At 61.4% G+C, this 14774-nt stretch carries 14 protein-coding genes; 6 read left to right on the top strand and 8 right to left on the bottom strand.

The genetic code is table 11. From position 1 onward, the window contains the following. Window positions 1-49: 49 nt before the first annotated feature. The 3 genes from ACTHND_RS13320 to ACTHND_RS13310 are packed head-to-tail and all read right to left on the bottom strand — an operon-like array spanning window position 50 to window position 2461. Window positions 50-538, bottom strand: a complete 489-nt coding sequence (locus ACTHND_RS13320) for an MOSC domain-containing protein (RefSeq protein ID WP_440178435.1) — start codon at window positions 536-538, stop codon at window positions 50-52. 31 nt (window positions 539-569) lie between these two features. Beyond that, window positions 570-1217 carry a response regulator gene (locus ACTHND_RS13315; RefSeq protein ID WP_440178434.1) on the bottom strand — a complete coding sequence of 216 codons (648 nt, stop codon included), beginning with the start codon at window positions 1215-1217 and terminating at the stop codon, window positions 570-572. Further along, window positions 1214-2461, bottom strand: a complete 1248-nt coding sequence (locus tag ACTHND_RS13310) for a pilus assembly protein TadG-related protein (protein ID WP_440178433.1) — start codon at window positions 2459-2461, stop codon at window positions 1214-1216. Before ACTHND_RS13310 ends, ACTHND_RS13315 begins: the two co-directional genes overlap by 4 nt. Window positions 2462-2684: 223 nt before the next feature. Between ACTHND_RS13310 and ACTHND_RS13305 the strand changes: the two genes are divergently transcribed. Together ACTHND_RS13305 and ACTHND_RS13300 are read left to right on the top strand one after the other, a co-directional pair. Further along, window positions 2685-6152, top strand: coding sequence for an EAL domain-containing protein (locus ACTHND_RS13305; protein WP_440178432.1), 3468 nt, complete (start codon window positions 2685-2687; stop codon window positions 6150-6152). Between the two features lie 67 nt (window positions 6153-6219). After that, window positions 6220-8253: a TonB-dependent receptor gene (locus ACTHND_RS13300; RefSeq protein WP_440178431.1), complete on the top strand. Its 2034-nt coding sequence runs from the start codon at window positions 6220-6222 to the stop codon at window positions 8251-8253. Here the strand turns inward: ACTHND_RS13300 and ACTHND_RS13295 are convergent. Beyond that, window positions 8250-9182 (bottom strand): sugar phosphate isomerase/epimerase family protein, encoded by a 933-nt coding sequence (locus tag ACTHND_RS13295; RefSeq protein ID WP_440178430.1) that lies wholly within the window; start codon window positions 9180-9182, stop codon window positions 8250-8252. The genes ACTHND_RS13300 and ACTHND_RS13295 overlap by 4 nt on opposite strands. A 138-nt stretch (window positions 9183-9320) precedes the next feature. On the opposite strand from ACTHND_RS13295, the gene ACTHND_RS13290 reads away from it, so the two are divergent. Continuing rightward, complete coding sequence (locus ACTHND_RS13290; RefSeq protein WP_440178429.1) at window positions 9321-11495, top strand: exonuclease domain-containing protein; 2175 nt, start codon at window positions 9321-9323, stop codon at window positions 11493-11495. A 67-nt stretch (window positions 11496-11562) separates the two neighbouring features. Then, on the top strand, window positions 11563-12093 hold the full coding sequence (locus tag ACTHND_RS13285; protein ID WP_440178428.1) for an isochorismatase family cysteine hydrolase: 531 nt from the start codon (window positions 11563-11565) through the stop codon (window positions 12091-12093). Here the strand turns inward: ACTHND_RS13285 and ACTHND_RS13280 are convergent. Together ACTHND_RS13280 and ACTHND_RS13275 are read right to left on the bottom strand one after the other, a co-directional pair. After that, complete coding sequence (locus tag ACTHND_RS13280) at window positions 12090-12320, bottom strand: hypothetical protein (protein WP_440178427.1); 231 nt, start codon at window positions 12318-12320, stop codon at window positions 12090-12092. The two genes, ACTHND_RS13285 and ACTHND_RS13280, sit on opposite strands and share 4 nt — an antisense overlap. Window positions 12321-12686: 366 nt before the next feature. Continuing rightward, complete coding sequence (locus tag ACTHND_RS13275) at window positions 12687-13103, bottom strand: hypothetical protein (RefSeq protein WP_440178426.1); 417 nt, start codon at window positions 13101-13103, stop codon at window positions 12687-12689. A 156-nt stretch (window positions 13104-13259) separates the two neighbouring features. On the opposite strand from ACTHND_RS13275, the gene ACTHND_RS13270 reads away from it, so the two are divergent. Next, window positions 13260-13559 (top strand): antibiotic biosynthesis monooxygenase family protein, encoded by a 300-nt coding sequence (locus tag ACTHND_RS13270; protein WP_440178425.1) that lies wholly within the window; start codon window positions 13260-13262, stop codon window positions 13557-13559. 33 nt (window positions 13560-13592) lie between these two features. Beyond that, window positions 13593-13889 carry a hypothetical protein gene (locus ACTHND_RS13265; protein ID WP_090649630.1) on the top strand — a complete coding sequence of 99 codons (297 nt, stop codon included), beginning with the start codon at window positions 13593-13595 and terminating at the stop codon, window positions 13887-13889. On the opposite strand, the gene ACTHND_RS13260 is transcribed toward ACTHND_RS13265, so the two are convergent. Both ACTHND_RS13260 and ACTHND_RS13255 read right to left on the bottom strand, forming a co-directional pair. Continuing rightward, a complete protein-coding gene (locus tag ACTHND_RS13260; RefSeq protein ID WP_440178424.1) occupies window positions 13886-14212 on the bottom strand; it encodes a hypothetical protein in 327 nt (108 codons plus the stop codon). The genes ACTHND_RS13265 and ACTHND_RS13260 overlap by 4 nt on opposite strands. A gap of 131 nt (window positions 14213-14343) precedes the next feature. Then, the gene (locus ACTHND_RS13255) at window positions 14344-14691 is read right to left on the bottom strand and encodes a RidA family protein (protein ID WP_440178423.1); all 348 of its coding nucleotides are present in this window, start codon (window positions 14689-14691) and stop codon (window positions 14344-14346) included. Window positions 14692-14774: the final 83 nt, after the last annotated feature.

Here is a 14774-nt window from a genome sequence, read left to right as displayed (position 1 = left end):
GATGCCATCCCCGTGCCTCAAGGATGATTGCGCCGGTAACGGATAATCGTCAAGCCACCGTCAGATGATCACCCAGCCGGACCATGCCGCCCTCCAGCACACGCGCCGTTATGCCGCCGTGGCCGCGCACGGCATTGTAACCGCCGGTGCCGAAGATTTCTTCCATGCGCGAACAGGGATGACACTCGCCCGTCATTTCCAGCAGGGCCTCGCCCAGCCGAAAGGGCTTGTCCTTCAGGGCCAGCAGGTTGAGCCCGCGAATGACGATATTGCGGCGCAGTTGTTCGGGCGTCACGGTTTGATCGAGGTAGCTGGCAATGGCGGCGATATCCTCGCTCTGGATCAGCGTGACATGGCGCGTGCCGCGTTTCGGGTTGTTGTAGTGATCGCCGATCACGCCAGCCTGAGTATCGAGTGCCGCGCTGTCGACCACGCGGACCGGTCCGCGCCTGTCAGGGCGCACGCCGATCCACTCGACCACGCCCGGCCGCATCCGTGCGTTCAGCAGGTCTGCCAGCGGTGATTTCGGATTGAGCATGGCCTGACCATAACGGTCTGACGGTCGGCCATCAATCCTTTACGGCCAGCTTTTCCGCCTCACCCATGTCGGCGTGAACGCGCGTCAGGGCCATCGAGGCCGCCGCGATCCGGTTCAGGCTCTCGCTGATCTGCGGCAGGGCGCTGTGTGTTTCGATAACCTGAGCCGACTCCAGAATGTCATTGAGCGGACCGGTGATCTTCTGGCGCGACAGGCGCAGGATTCGGTCCTTGAGATCATTGACCTTTTGCAGCGCCTCCAGTTGTCCGCGCACCTGTCCTTCAGCGCGGGCATTGCGCAGCACATAGGCCAGTTGATGCGACAGCAGCCGCCAGTTCAGCGGCTTGACCACGAAGGACGTGGCGCCCAGCGCAAAGGCGCGATCGACCGCCACCATGTCCTCGCGGCCGGTCACCACCACGATCGGCAGATGCTTCAATTGCTCGTCCCAGCGGATGCGTTCGATCAGTTCGAAACCATCCAGGCGGGGCATGTCGAGATCGACCAGGGCAATATCGATGCCGCCTTGGTTCAGCCGTTCCAGCGCCATCAGGCCATCTTCGGCTACCTCGACCTCGACTGCGGGCGTTGCGAGGTGAACCATGGCGAATTCGCGCAGGATGGGATCATCATCGGCCACCAGCACGCGGGCGGATTCAAACTCAACAAAATGGGTCATGAGGATAACTTCGGTGCGGATTTCATCGGGCCCACGCCTTCGGGTACGGGCACGCCGGAACCGGTATAGTTGCTGTTGATGGTCAGGACCGGATTTTGCCTCAGGGTCAGGGTCTTGGCGACAATAACGCTCCAGGCGGAATCCTGCGCCACATTGCCCGGCGTATCGACGACCAGGTTGGCGTTGGGAATATAGATGGTGCCGAGCAACTGGCTGACATTGCCCGAGGCGATGCTGAAGGTGCCGAGATTGTCACGTGAGGTGGCGATCAGGAAGCCTGCATTGGGGCCGCTCTTGCGGGCGCTGAGGCGAACCGTGGCGTTCTTCGAGAAGTTGAACACATTACCGACCCCGAAAACCAGCGACACATCATCACCGCGCAGGGTCGAATTGTCGGTCATGATCAGCGGGGCCAGGAAATAGTGATCGCCTGGCTGGAGGAACAGGGTGCCATTGCCGATGACAGTGATCGGCAGGCAGTGCAGGCCGGGCGGCAGACTCATCGTGCCGGAACCGAGCTGGATCGGCAGCAGCGGGCCTTTGAGCAGGTTGCAAGTCGTCTTGCTGCCCAGGTCCATGGCGGCAAACGGATCATCGATGGGCAGGGCGCCGGAATGGCCGGCGGGTTCCACCGGGCCGGAGACGGAGCCCGCGGCCTGGGCGGCCTCGGCCTGGATCAGCGCGCTGCTGGCCACCCGGATATCGGCATTGGCATGAACGGCGCAGCCCGTGGCGCGGATGCGCGCCTGGCCCTGCACCTGAATACCGCCGCTCTTCGCCGTTTGCAGGATGCACAGGGGTACGCGCTGCACATTTTCAGCCGTGGCGGTGGCAGCCAGGGCCTGATCGCCGAAATTCATGAAGCCGATAAGGGGTTTGTGTTCGGCGGTTCCGGTGACCGTCACCGTACCGGCGCGCATGTCGACCGTTGCGGTGAAGGTGGGCGTCGTGGTCTTGCCACCGGTGCCGCTGGTTTCGATCGATTGTTGGGCGACGGTTATAGCCGTCTGTATGACCTGGGTGGAGCCGACCGTGGCGACGGCAAGCTGACCTGCGCCGGCCAGGGCGCCGGCATCGGCGGCCGCCTGAAGGCCGGAACGCGCGCTGGTCATGTCGGTGATTTCGAGAACGCCGGTGACGGCCAGTATGACAGGCACGGCCGAAAGGGCCGCGATTACGCTGACATTGCCGCCGATTTGCCGGCAGGCCCAGGTCAGACAGGTTTGAAGTTTCAGCCGGGCCATGGATTTATCCTTAGCCTGAACCATGGCAGTGAGATTTTAAGATTTGCTTATTAGACTTGGTTACGACGCAATGTAGATAAGACTATCGCATGGGTTGTGTGCGCTTAAGCTCATTTCGTTTTATGTATAGAGGGTGAATAAACGCGCAATGCCGGCAGATATCCAAAACAGTCGCAGTAAATCCTCTATTTCCACACGTCTAAACTGGCTTGTTATTGGATCAGTGCTGTTTTCAACCCTGCCGGTTGCCGGTCTTTTTGTCGTCCGCGAAACCACGCGCCAGGCCGAATCCCGCTGGTCGGTGATGAAAACCGCGGCCGATGTCCTGGCCTCCAGCGCGGAAGACGCGGTCGCTGTCAGTGACCGCAGCCGCGCCTATACCGCCCTGCGCGCCGTCACGCGCACGCCCGGCATCACCTATGCCCGCGTAGAGGCACATGATGGCTCGGCCCTGGCTGAAATGGGGGCCGGCGCCCGTCTGAAAAGCGACGTCACGCTTGATGCCGAAAACCGCCATCCCGATATCATGGCCCTGGTCACCACGCGCACCATCGAGGTTCATGCCCCGGTGATGAGCAGCGGCCACCAGATCGGCCAGGTGGTCGTGGTTCACAAATCGGAGGATTTTGCCCGCACCCTGTTGCAGGCGCTGGCGGGCATTTTCGGCCTGGCGGCCATAGCCCTGGCCCTGGCGCTTTTCGTGGCGCGCCGCCTGCAAAGGGCGATGATCCGGCCTCTGACCGATCTGACCGGCTCCATCGAGGCCATCACCCGGCAGGGCGATTTTACCCGCCAGGTCGAGACCAAAAGCCGGGATGAACTGGGCGTTCTGGTCAATGGCTTCAATACCATGATCGACGCCATCCGGGTGCGTGACAAAAAACTGGAAGCCCACCTGATCGGGCTGGAGCAGGAGGTCGAGGACCGCACAGCCGATTACCTGAAGGCGCGCGACGAGGCCCTTTCCGCCAATGCCGCCAAGTCCGATTTCCTCGCCACCATGAGCCATGAAATCCGCACGCCTATGAACGGCGTCATGGTCATGGCCGAACTGCTGGCGGCCGAAAGCCTGCCGGCGCGCGCCAAACGCCATGCCCGCACCATCGCCAGATCCGGCCGGTCACTGCTGGCGGTGATCAATGACATCCTCGATTTTTCCAAGATCGAGGCCGGCAAGCTGGAGGTCGAAATCTGCGAGGTCGATATCCTCGATTGCGTTGATGACACCCTGGCCCTGTTCCAGGCCAAGGCGCGCGAAAAAGGCATCGAGCTCGTCGCCCATGCCCATCCGGAAGCGCCGCGCCTGGTGCCGGCCGATCCGGTCCGGCTGGGTCAGGTGGTATCGAATCTCGTTTCCAATGCGCTGAAATTTACCGAAAAAGGCCATGTCCTGGTATCCATTGAGCCGGACAAAAAGCCCGGTTTCTGGCGCCTGGTGGTCAGGGATACCGGCATCGGCATCGCGCGTGACAAGCTGGGCGCCATCTTCTCCGCCTTCACCCAGGAAGACCAGACGACGACGCGGCGCTTCGGCGGCACCGGCCTGGGCTTGAGCATCTCCAAGCGCCTCGTTGAGGCCATGGGCGGTGCCATTGCCGTCACCAGCGAACAGGGAAAAGGCACGCAGTTCCATGTGCGGATGCCTGCGCTGGATTATGCGCCACCCTGCGCGCCGCCGGTGATCCATGACCTGGTGCGGCCGGTTGTCAATCTCCATATCCGTGGCGATGTCGAAAACGAAGTCCTGGCCGAGCGGCTTAAGGAAGCGAATATCCGCTTCGGTCCGGACAGGCCCCGCCTGGTTCTGGCGGATGCCGCCAGCCGCGATCACCTGGAGGTCAAACCGGAAGCTCTGGTTCTGCTGGCTTATCCGGATGATGCCGATGCCGAACAATGGATGCGCGATGGCCGCGCCGCCGCTGTGCTGTCGCGGCCCCTGCGTCACCGCGATATCGATACCCTGATCGAACGCCTGCGCGATGGCGGGGATTTCGTGCTTTATGATACCGATGCTGATCCCGAAGGCGTCGATGCCGCCTGGCCGCAGGCGCGGGTGTTGGTGGTCGATGACGGCGAGGTCAACCGCGAAGTCGCCATCGAGGCGCTGGCGCGCTTCGGCATTGCGGCCTCGGTTGCGGCCGATGGCGCCGATGCCCTGGAAAAGATGCGGGTGCAGGATTTCGACCTCGTGCTGATGGATGGCTCCATGCCGGTGATGGATGGTTTCGAGGCGACGCGGCAGTGGAGACTCCAGGAAACAGACGCGCATCTGCCGATTGTCGCCCTGACCGCCCATGTCGTTGGCCATGCCGCCCAGGCGTGGAAGGACGCCGGTATGGACGATGTGCTGCACAAGCCCTTCACCCTGCGCGATATGGCCGCCATATTGCGCACACACCTGCGGGAAGACCTGCGCACCGCCGCCCTGCCGCGCGTGGCCGAAATCGAGGTGCCGGCGTCCGTCCTGCCGGAAGCCGATGGCGATCTGTTCGAGAAGGCGGTGATTACAGGACTTATCGAAGGGCTGCACAATGGTCGGGGTGATTTCGTCCGCCGCGTCGTCGGGCTCTATCGCAGCCATGCGCCGGAAGCCGTCGCCACCCTGCAGGCCGCCCATGCCGAGGGCGATGACGACCGCCTGGCGCGCGCGGCCCACGCGCTGAAATCGATGAGCCTGAATATCGGCGCCAAAACCGTGGCCGGCGTGGCGGCGGGAATCGAACGCGCCATTCGGGTCGAGCACCGCGCCATTGCGTCCGATGAGATCGCCATGGCCGCGACCTGGGTGGAACGCACGCTCGCTGGACTGGAGCGGATGATCGGCGATGAGCCGGCCGCGCCGGAAAACCCAAAAGCCGCTGCGAAACCCAAAAAGAAAAAAGCCGCGCCGGTGAAGGCCGTGAAGGACGATCCGGAATCCGCCCTGGTCCGCGAGATCGAGGCCGATATCGAGGCGGGCGCCTTCGAGATGGAATACCAGCCGATCTATGACCGTACCGGCGCTGAGGTCGTCAGCGCCGAGGCCCTGATGCGCTGGCGCCGCGGTGACCGCGCCCCCATCGGTCCGGCGGTGTTTATTCCCGTGGCCGAGCGCTCGGGGCTGATCACGCGCCTGGGCACCTTCGCCCGCCGTCGCGTTCTGGAAACCACGGCCGGCTGGAACATCCCCGTGGCGATCAATGTATCGCCGATCGAACTGGACAAGCCGGGCTTCGTGGCCGGCGTGCGCGCCCTGCTCTACGAGACCGGTTTTGATCCGAAGCGACTGGTGCTGGAAGTGACCGAAACCGCCTTCCTCGGCGACCCCGATCGCGTGCGGCAATTGTTCAATGACCTGCGCAGCCTCGGCATCAAGCTGGCGCTCGATGATTTTGGCGTCGGCTATTCGTCGCTCACCGCCCTGCATCGTTTCCCGTTCGACAAGATCAAGATCGACCGGGAATTTGTCATGGCGCTCGATGGCGAACCGCGCGCCGCCCTGGAGGCCCTGGCCATTATCCAGGCGGTCACGGGCATTGGCCGTGCCTTTGGAATGCAGGTGACGGCGGAAGGGATCGAGACCGCCAGCCAGCACAGCCACCTGAAGGCGGCGGGCGTCCACACCATGCAGGGCTATCTGTTCGGCAAGGCCATGCCGGCAGAGGCGTTTGTACGGCTGATCAACACATCGCCCGCGCTGAAACGGGTCTGACGTTTTTGGCTGGATTTCTTATTTTATTCCCGCAAAAGAGTACCGGTGCTTTTGCGGGAGAGGGATAGTGGCGGTTCGATATCTGGGGGTAAGCCTGCTGGCCATGGTAGCGGTGTCGGCCCATGCGGAGCCGCCGACGGAAGTCATTGTCCAGGGGCAGCGTTTCGCCCCCTACAGCGGAGATGCCGTTTTCAGCCGCGTAGACCTGACTGGCACTGAACTGACGAGCGGCGCCTCGCTTGACCAGGTTCTTAAGCAATCGGCGCAGGCGGCGCTGTTCCGCCGTTCCTCCAGCCTGACCGCCAACCCGACCGTACAGGGCATTAGCTTGCGGGCTATCGCGCCTTCCGGTGCCGGCCGGGCGCTGGTGACGCTCGACGGCATTCCACAGAATGATCCTTTTGGCGGCTGGGTCATCTGGGCGGGCATTCCTTCGGAAGGATTGGCCAGCGCCCATGTGGTGCGGGGCGCCGGTGGCGGAGCCTATGGCGCGGGGGCTCTGACCGGCGTGGTCGATCTGTCGCTTGTGCCGCCTCAGGCTTTGCGGCCCTATGTCGAGGCGAGTGTCGATGATCATGGCGGTGGCGGGCTTCAGGCCGGTTTCGTCATGGGCAATCATATCGGCGTCCATCTTACCGACCGGACCCTTGAAGGCGATGCACCGGTGCGCGGCAGCCAGCGTGGCGCTGCAGATGTGGCCACCCATGGCCGCGACCGCAGCATCTTGCTCAATGGACAGTGGACAGTGGCCGACGGCGAACTGTCCCTGCTGGCCGGGGGCTATGACAGTGTGCGCGAGACCGGGCTGAAGGGGGCAACGGCGCGATCGAAGGGCGACCAGTTCAGCCTGGCCTGGACGCGCCAGCCGACCGATGAAGCGCCCGGTTATCGCCTGCAAATCTGGCACAAGGACTCAGACCTTGCCAATCGCTCGGTGTCGGTCCTGCCGGGGCGCAGCGGCACCTCACTGGCCAATGATCAGGTCAAGACGCCGGCGACAGGCGATGGTTTTAATGCGGCGATCCGCCGCCAGAACGCTCGTTCCGAATGGGAAATCGGCATCGATGCCCGTACCGGCGAAGGGGAATCGCGCGAATATTACCGCTACATGGCGGGTGCAGCGACGCGCTATCGTGTTGCCGGCGGTGAAAATACGCTGGCGGGAATCTACATGCTGAGCACACACGCCATCGACCGGTGGACCCTGACCGGCGCCGTCCGCATCGATGACTGGAAGACCTCCGGCGCCCATCGTTTCGAGCGCGACCTGACCACGGGCTTGCCGGTGCTCGATCTGGATCTGCGGTCGAAGCAACAGACGGTCGGTTCCGGTCGGCTGGGAGTGGCCTATCAGGTCACGCCTGCAAATGCCCTGCGCGCGGCTATCTACAGCGGCTTCCGCCCGCCCAGCCTGAACGAACTCTACCGGCCATTTCGCGTTGGCAATGATGTCACAGAGGCCAATGCCGATCTCAAGCCGGAAACCCTGACCGGGGCGGAAATCGGCTGGCGGCGCACCGGTCAGCGCCTGCATTTTGATGCGGGTATCTTCTCCAATGTCGTCAGTGATCCGATCACCAATGTGACTCTCGGTATCGGGCCAGGCACTTTTCCGGTGGCGGGTTTTATCCCTGCTGGCGGCGCCTACCGCCAGCGCCGGAATGTCGGCGAAGTCCGCGCCTACGGGCTGGAGGCGCAGGCGCAGTATCAGGTCAGAGATGCCCTTGCGTTGAATGCTGCGCTCACGGCCACCCATGCCCGCGTCGGCCAGACGAACGTTACAGTCAACGGCAAACGGCCCGCCCAGGCGCCGGCATACAGCGGCTCTATTGGTGCCGAAGGGCAGATGGCGAAGATCGGCTGGCGTGCCGACTGGCTGTTTGAGGGGCAGAGCTTCGAGGACGATCTCAACGCCCTGCCACTGAAAGCCTACAGCAAGTTAAACCTGGCGCTGGACTATCCGCTTACGCCTCAGGTCAACCTGGGTCTGCGTGTTGATAATGCGCTTGATACGGCCATCCAGATCCAGCGCAGCAATGACGGCACGGTCAGTTTCGACACCCGCCGGATGGTCACGCTGAAGCTGACGTATCGGCGCTAGAGAGAAGCGATGTAGGCACGGCTTTCCTTGAGCGACTCGACAACCGGCTTGAGATAGGGCGGTTCCTGCTCGATGAAATAATTCTTCACGCCCAGTTCCTGCGCGGCGGCGAAAACCGGCTTCCAGTCGATCATGCCCTTGCCGATTTCGGTCGAACGGAATCCGGCTGGGATGGTCGCGTCCTTGATCATGTCCTTGACGTGCAGCAGGTCGAGGCGGTCGGCATATTTCTTCATCATGGCCACCGGATCGGCGCCGGCTACCGCCACCCAGCCGAGGTCGAGTTCGGCGCGCAACTGGTCGGCCGGGGCGGCGGCCATCAGGATATCGTAGCCGGTCTGGCCGTTGCCGAGATCGGTAAATTCCATCGGGTGATTGTGCCAGGCGAGTTTCAGGCCCGCCTTGTTGATGACTGGGGCGATGGCTGCCAGGTGTTCGGCGTTCATTTTCCAGGCATCCAGAGTCATGGCCTTGATCATGCCGGTTATCCAGTCCGAACCGGCGGGCAGGGGCGCGGGCGTCTTCGGCGAAGAACAGACCAGCCATTCGGCACCCAGCGCCAGGGCCTCGGCTACTTCCTTGTCGAGATTGTCGATCAGCTTTGGCATGTTGGAATGGGCGCTGCGGATTTTAAGCCCCGCCGCCTCGATCAGGGCTTTGTATTCGGCGGCGGTCTTGCCTTGCGTGCCGGCTGTCTCGACCACATCGTAACCGGCGTCTTTCACGGCCTTGAGCGTGCCGGGGATGTCCTTCGCCAGTTCGGCATTGACGGTATAGAGCTGGACCCCGACCGGCCAGGTTTCCAGAACGCTTTTGGCCCTGGCTTCAGGTGCAGGCGTCGGCGCGGGCTTGCAGCCGGCGAGCGCGGACATACCGAGCGCGCCAGCACCGAACAGCATATGACGGCGCGAGGGAATAAAATTCATCATGATATCTTCCAGCCTGTAAAAAGCACGGTCTGCGCCGCGATCCCTGGCAGATAAGCACGGATTGTAATCGAATACAATCGCCGCGCTTGCGGCGGGCCCTTGTGGATTGTTTCTGGAACATATATAGAACTCATGGTCATGCCCCGCGAATTCATCACCCTGCCACCCCTCTATTACCGGGATCATTTCCGCGAAATGATCGGCTTTATCACTTCGGTCTATGGCAAGATGCTGGGCGCGGAAGAGCAGGCTTTCATCGCGCGCTTCGAGACGCTCGATGAGTGGGCGCAGTGCCTCTATATCCGCATGAGCAATCGCAAGAAGGCGGTCTTTTCGCCGCGCGACCTGGCCTATCAGGAGATCGGCGACCTGTGGGGCGGGCTCGATCATTTGCGTGCACAGGGTTTTATTCGTGAGATCGACGCGCGCGACTATCGCGCCTGTCTGGATGATCGGCCGAAGCCGGACCTGATCGACCTGGCGCGCGCTCACCGGCTTGAGGTCAAAAGTGGCTGGAGCAAGCCCCGGCTGGCGGACTTCGTGCATGAACACCTGCCGTATGAGCGCTTTTCCGCCGGCTTCCTGCGCTCGGATCATTTCGTACCGGAACACAAGGAGACGCTGGGCTTCCTGCTCTATCTCTATTTCGGCAAACTCAGCGACAACATGACCAGCTTCGCCCTGCGTGACCTGGGCGTGGTGTCGGTGAAGGCGCGTGACCGCTACCAGGCGCGGTTCGAGACTCTGGAAGAGGCGCGGGCGGGGTATTTCTACACGCGGCAGCTACGCGCCCTGAAGGACGGGGCTGATTTTCGCGGCCTGGCCGAAGCGGTTGATGACTGGCCGATGCCCCTGGCGGAACCCGCGATCGGCCTGCGCGACACCTTGCTGCACCAGATCGGCCTGGCGTTTGAAAAGCAGAGGGATACTGCGGCGGCGCTGGCCGTCTATGCCCGGTCCGGCGCCTTCGAAAGTCACGAGCGCAGCGTGCGCCTGCTATATAATATCGGTGCGGCCGAAGAGGCGAAGGGCCGGCTGGAAGCCATGCTGGAAAGCCCGGCGCATGACGAGGAATATATCTTCGCCAGCGATTTCTATGCCCGCAAGTTCGGCCAGCAGCGCACAGGCGTCTATACGCAATTGCTCCGGTCGGCGGAAACGATCGAAGTCGATGAGCTTTATCGCGGCGACGCCGAATTTGCCGCCATGCAGGTCTACGCCCGGCAGGGCTGGACGGCGCATCACACCGAAAACGGCCTGTGGCCGGTGCTGTTCGGGCTTATCTTCTGGGAGGAATTGTTCGGCAGCGGCGCCGGTTTTGCCTCCGAATTCGATCACCGTCCGCAAAGCCTGAAGGACAAGACCTTCCATATGCGCTTTGCTGATGACATTGCGCGTAAGCTGGGGCGTGTGCGGTCCGGCACGGCGCTGAAAATGCTGCGCGAAACGATCCGGCAAAGGCAGGGCGAACCCAACGGCCTGTTCTATTGGTTCGATGGTCTGGAGGCGTTGGTCACCTCGTTTCTGACCGCGGCGCCACCCGAAGCCGTGGCGGCATTGCTGCAAAAAATGGCCGAGGATTTCCATGCCCTGCGCGATGGCTTCCCTGATCTGGTGCTGATCCGTGACGGACAGGTGCGCTTTGTCGAGATCAAGGGCGAAGGTGATCAAATTCGCCGCCACCAGTTGGCGCGGCTGAATTTGCTGCGCAATATCGGCTTCGAGGCCGATATCTGCCGCGTGGCGTACCGCACCGATCCGGACCAGGTCTATGTCGTGGTCGATGTCGAAACCACTGGCGGGCGACCGCCGAATGACCGGGTCACCGAAATCGGCGCGGTCAAGGTCAGGAATGGGGAAATTATCGGCGAGTGGTCGTCACTGATCAATCCGGAAAAGCGCATTCCGCATTTCATCACCCAACTGACGGGGATCAGCAACGAGATGGTGCGCGGTGCGCCGAAATTCGCTGATATCGCCGATGACTTCGCCGATTTCATCGAGGGCGCCGTTTTTGTGGCGCATAATGCGACATTCGATCACGGCTTCATTGCCAGCGAGTTCCGCCGGATCGAGCGGCGCTTTCGTCACCCGAAACTATGTACTTGCGCGGCCATGCGCAAACACTACCCCGGCCAGGCATCCTATGGCCTGGCGAATCTTTGCCGTGCCTTCGATATCGAGCTGGTAAATCACCATCGGGCGCTGGCCGATGCGCGGGCGGCAGCGGCCCTGCTGAACCTGGTGAATGAAAAGCGGTTGAAAATGCACCTGCCAGACGCCAAAAACCGCAAAAATATCACAGTAGACTAAAAATACTGATCCACTCTGGCGTCGAATCCTTATAAACAGGCACTATAGTGCCGGCTTTGGAGGGAAGATGTCGGAAGAATTGCCGCAGGTGCTGATCGTGATCGATGTCCAGGAAGGCTTCATCACGCCGCATTCGCAGCATGTGATAACCCCGCTGGAAAACCTTCAGTACGAGTTCGATCATGTCATTTTCACCCGGTTCTATAATCCGGAGCCTTCTCCGTTCCGGAAGATACTCGGTTATGACAAAATGCCGCCGAAAAGTCCGGAAACCGAACTGGCGCTTCTGCCGCGTGACGACGCCGTGGTCATCAGCCGGCCGATCTATAGCTGCGTTACCGAAACCCTGCTTGTGCGCCTGAAAACCTGGGGTGTGCGCGAGGTCTTTATCGCCGGTATCGCCACCGAAGCCTGCATTCTCAAAAGCGTACTTGATCTGTTTGAGCTGAATATACGCCCCTGGGTGCTGGAAGACCTGTGCGCCAGCGATAAGGGTGCGGAGTTCCACGACCCGGCCATCAAGCTCATGGCCAAGCTGATCGGACCGCAGCACATCATCAAGAGCACCGGTCCGGAAGCCTCTGCCGGCCGCGTCTAGTCTTCACAATCCGCGACGTGGGCCGCGACATGGCGTGGGAAAAGCTTGTTTTTCCCCATCCACAGGCCGCCGAGGATAGCCAGCACGCCTACTCCAGCCAGTCCGGCCAGGGCCAGGCTCGTTTTCGGCAGGTTGCGGTAGTTTTCCAAGAGACGCTCAGCTTTCATGCTCAGCGTGTCCCTGGCTGGAATGGCGGCGTAGGTGTTGGGGGCGTCGATATAGTCCATGGCGGCACCTCGTTTCTGTTGAACCGATCTAACCGCAAAAACCATCAGAAAGCACAGCGGAACCGTTTTCGCGGCATAAGGATTTGGTGAACAGCATACGCCCCATTCATGCGCGTATCTGTATGGCGGCGGGATGCCCTACTATGTCACTTACGGCTTTTTTACGAAATGATCCGCCTTTCTGCTTTTTTCCTTATGGGCGATTTGAGATGCTGAGAATGTCAAAGAGGCAAACTCAATGACAATAAAAAAGCCAGAGAGACGAAGCGTTTGACACATGTCAATCCATTCACCTCTCTGGTTTTTTATTGCCCGAACTGCAAGGAAAACGGCCCAGCTTTCGGGCCCGTTTCCTGTTTGAGCGCATTAGTAGCTGCTGGGCGGATCACTGGCCGGAAAGCTGTCATCGATCATGGAATCGATCTGACCTTCATCGAGATTGTCGCGCAATTTTTTATCGCGTCGCAATTGCGTGCGGTGGGGCGTGGTGCGGAAAAAGCCCGTCAGGAAGGCCGTTACGAAGGTCGTGACAATGTCGATCATACCGGCCTTGTGGCTGGCATCGAGACCAAGCGCAGTCTTCGTCGCCTTGAGACTGTCCGCCTCGCTGATGGCATCCTCGCCGGTTTTGACCGGCGAGATGATTTTTTCGTCCGTACCTTCCGGCGGGAAGGGGTCGTTTTGGCCCGATCCGCGCGTCACATCTGACGGGTGCGTGCCGCTGCCGGGATAACGTGTGCGGGCGTCCGCGTTGTGATCGGTCCTGATGTCGAAATCGGCCATGATATCCTCCTGTGAAGGTCCAAGTTTAAGCTCTGGCTGATAAAGTCACGCTGGCGATCATCCCTTGTCAAAATAAGGCTGTAATAAGCATCTTGAGATCGGCCGCGCGGCATGACATAGAGGCCGCACCGGACGCCAGACCGCCAAGGAACCGACATGATCACCGAAATCGCCACCCTGACCATCGATCCCACCAGGGCCGCTGACTTTGAAGCCGCCGTAGCGGCCGCCGCGCTGCACTTCAAAAGCGCCGAAGGCTGTCACGGCATGTCGCTGGAAAAGGTGATCGAGACGCCGGGCCTGTATAATCTGCGCGTCCTGTGGGAAACGGTCGATCATCACATGGTCACCTTCCGCAACAGCGATAATTTCCAGCAATGGCGGGCACTGGCCGGCCCCTTCTTTACCGAAGCGCCGAAAGTGGTGCATGGTGACACCGTTGGCCAATATTTCTGAGTTCAAGCATTTCCGGGTATCAAGAGATTTGACATGACCGAACCGACCAAGCCCGCCCGCGAGACGCGCAAGTCACTGCTGACCCCGCTCGAATTCGCCCGTATCGCCGATCTGGCCTGGCGCACCGATCCGCGCGGTTCGCTGGCGCGCCAGATTTCCGAAGCGACCGGTGTGTCGGAAAGTTCGATCGAGCGCTGGCTGAAGGATGAGCGCCATCCGGCGCCAGCGGAACGCATAGCCGAAGCCCTGCGTCTGGCCGACAAGCGGATGCACGAAAACAGCGATTTTCTCTATAATGTCGCCATGACCCTGGCGAAAAATCCCAATTAGTCTTTCGGCAGGATCACCCGCAGTATCGTGGTGACGACCACGCCGAGGCTTAAGCCCGCTATAACCGTCAGGGCCACGTTCAGCAGATCATTGGCATCGGGCTGGGTTTCGGGAATACCTTCCGAACCGCCGAGCGGGCGCCTGGCCTTCAGCGGGGCATTGCGCGCTTCGGCGGCCTGCCATATGGCGTCCGCGCGCGGTGTCCAGTCCCAGACACCGGGGTGTTCGCTTTCCGGTTCCAGCGCGTTCGGATGAAACGGCGGCCGGAAGGGGGCGTGTTTTGTCAAAGGGGTTTGCCGGGCGGGAACGGTAAGTTCTGTCATGACGGGCTCCTTATGCGGATCGTCAGCATAAACCATCGGGCATAAAAATGGGCATCACGCTTCCGGCACGGCCCATCAACAGCGCGTAAGCAAAAAGCGCGTGACGGAGGCCACGCGCTTTCAGACTCAATTTAAGGCAGCACCGCCGTCACGATGATCTCGACGCGGTATTCCGGTGCGGCCAGTTTGACTTCGCCGGTGGCGCGGGTGGGGGGATTGGCCGGATCGACCCAGGCATCCCAGACGGCGTTCATGGCGGCGAAATCGGCCATGTCGGCCAGCCAGATGGTGGCGGTGAGCAGGCGAGATTTATCGGTGCCGGCCTCGGCCAGCAGGGCGTCGATCTGGGCCAGTACGGCGGTGGTCTGTTCGGTCAGCGACGTGCTGGGTTCGCCGACCTGGCCGGCCAGATAGACGATGCCGTTATGGATGACGGCCTGACTCATGCGCTTGCCGGGTTCAAGTCTCTTGATGGTCATGTAAAGCTCCTTCTTGACCGCGAAGCCATGCCGGGGATTGTCACGCCTGGCAACAGTCCGGAGACAAAAAAAACGCCCGCCCG

Source organism: Asticcacaulis sp. (genome assembly GCF_051954415.1).
In the GTDB taxonomy this organism is placed as follows: Bacteria; Pseudomonadota; Alphaproteobacteria; order Caulobacterales; family Caulobacteraceae; genus Asticcacaulis.
Note: the sequence above shows the minus strand (reverse complement) of the source record. Positions and strands in the feature narration are given on the sequence as shown.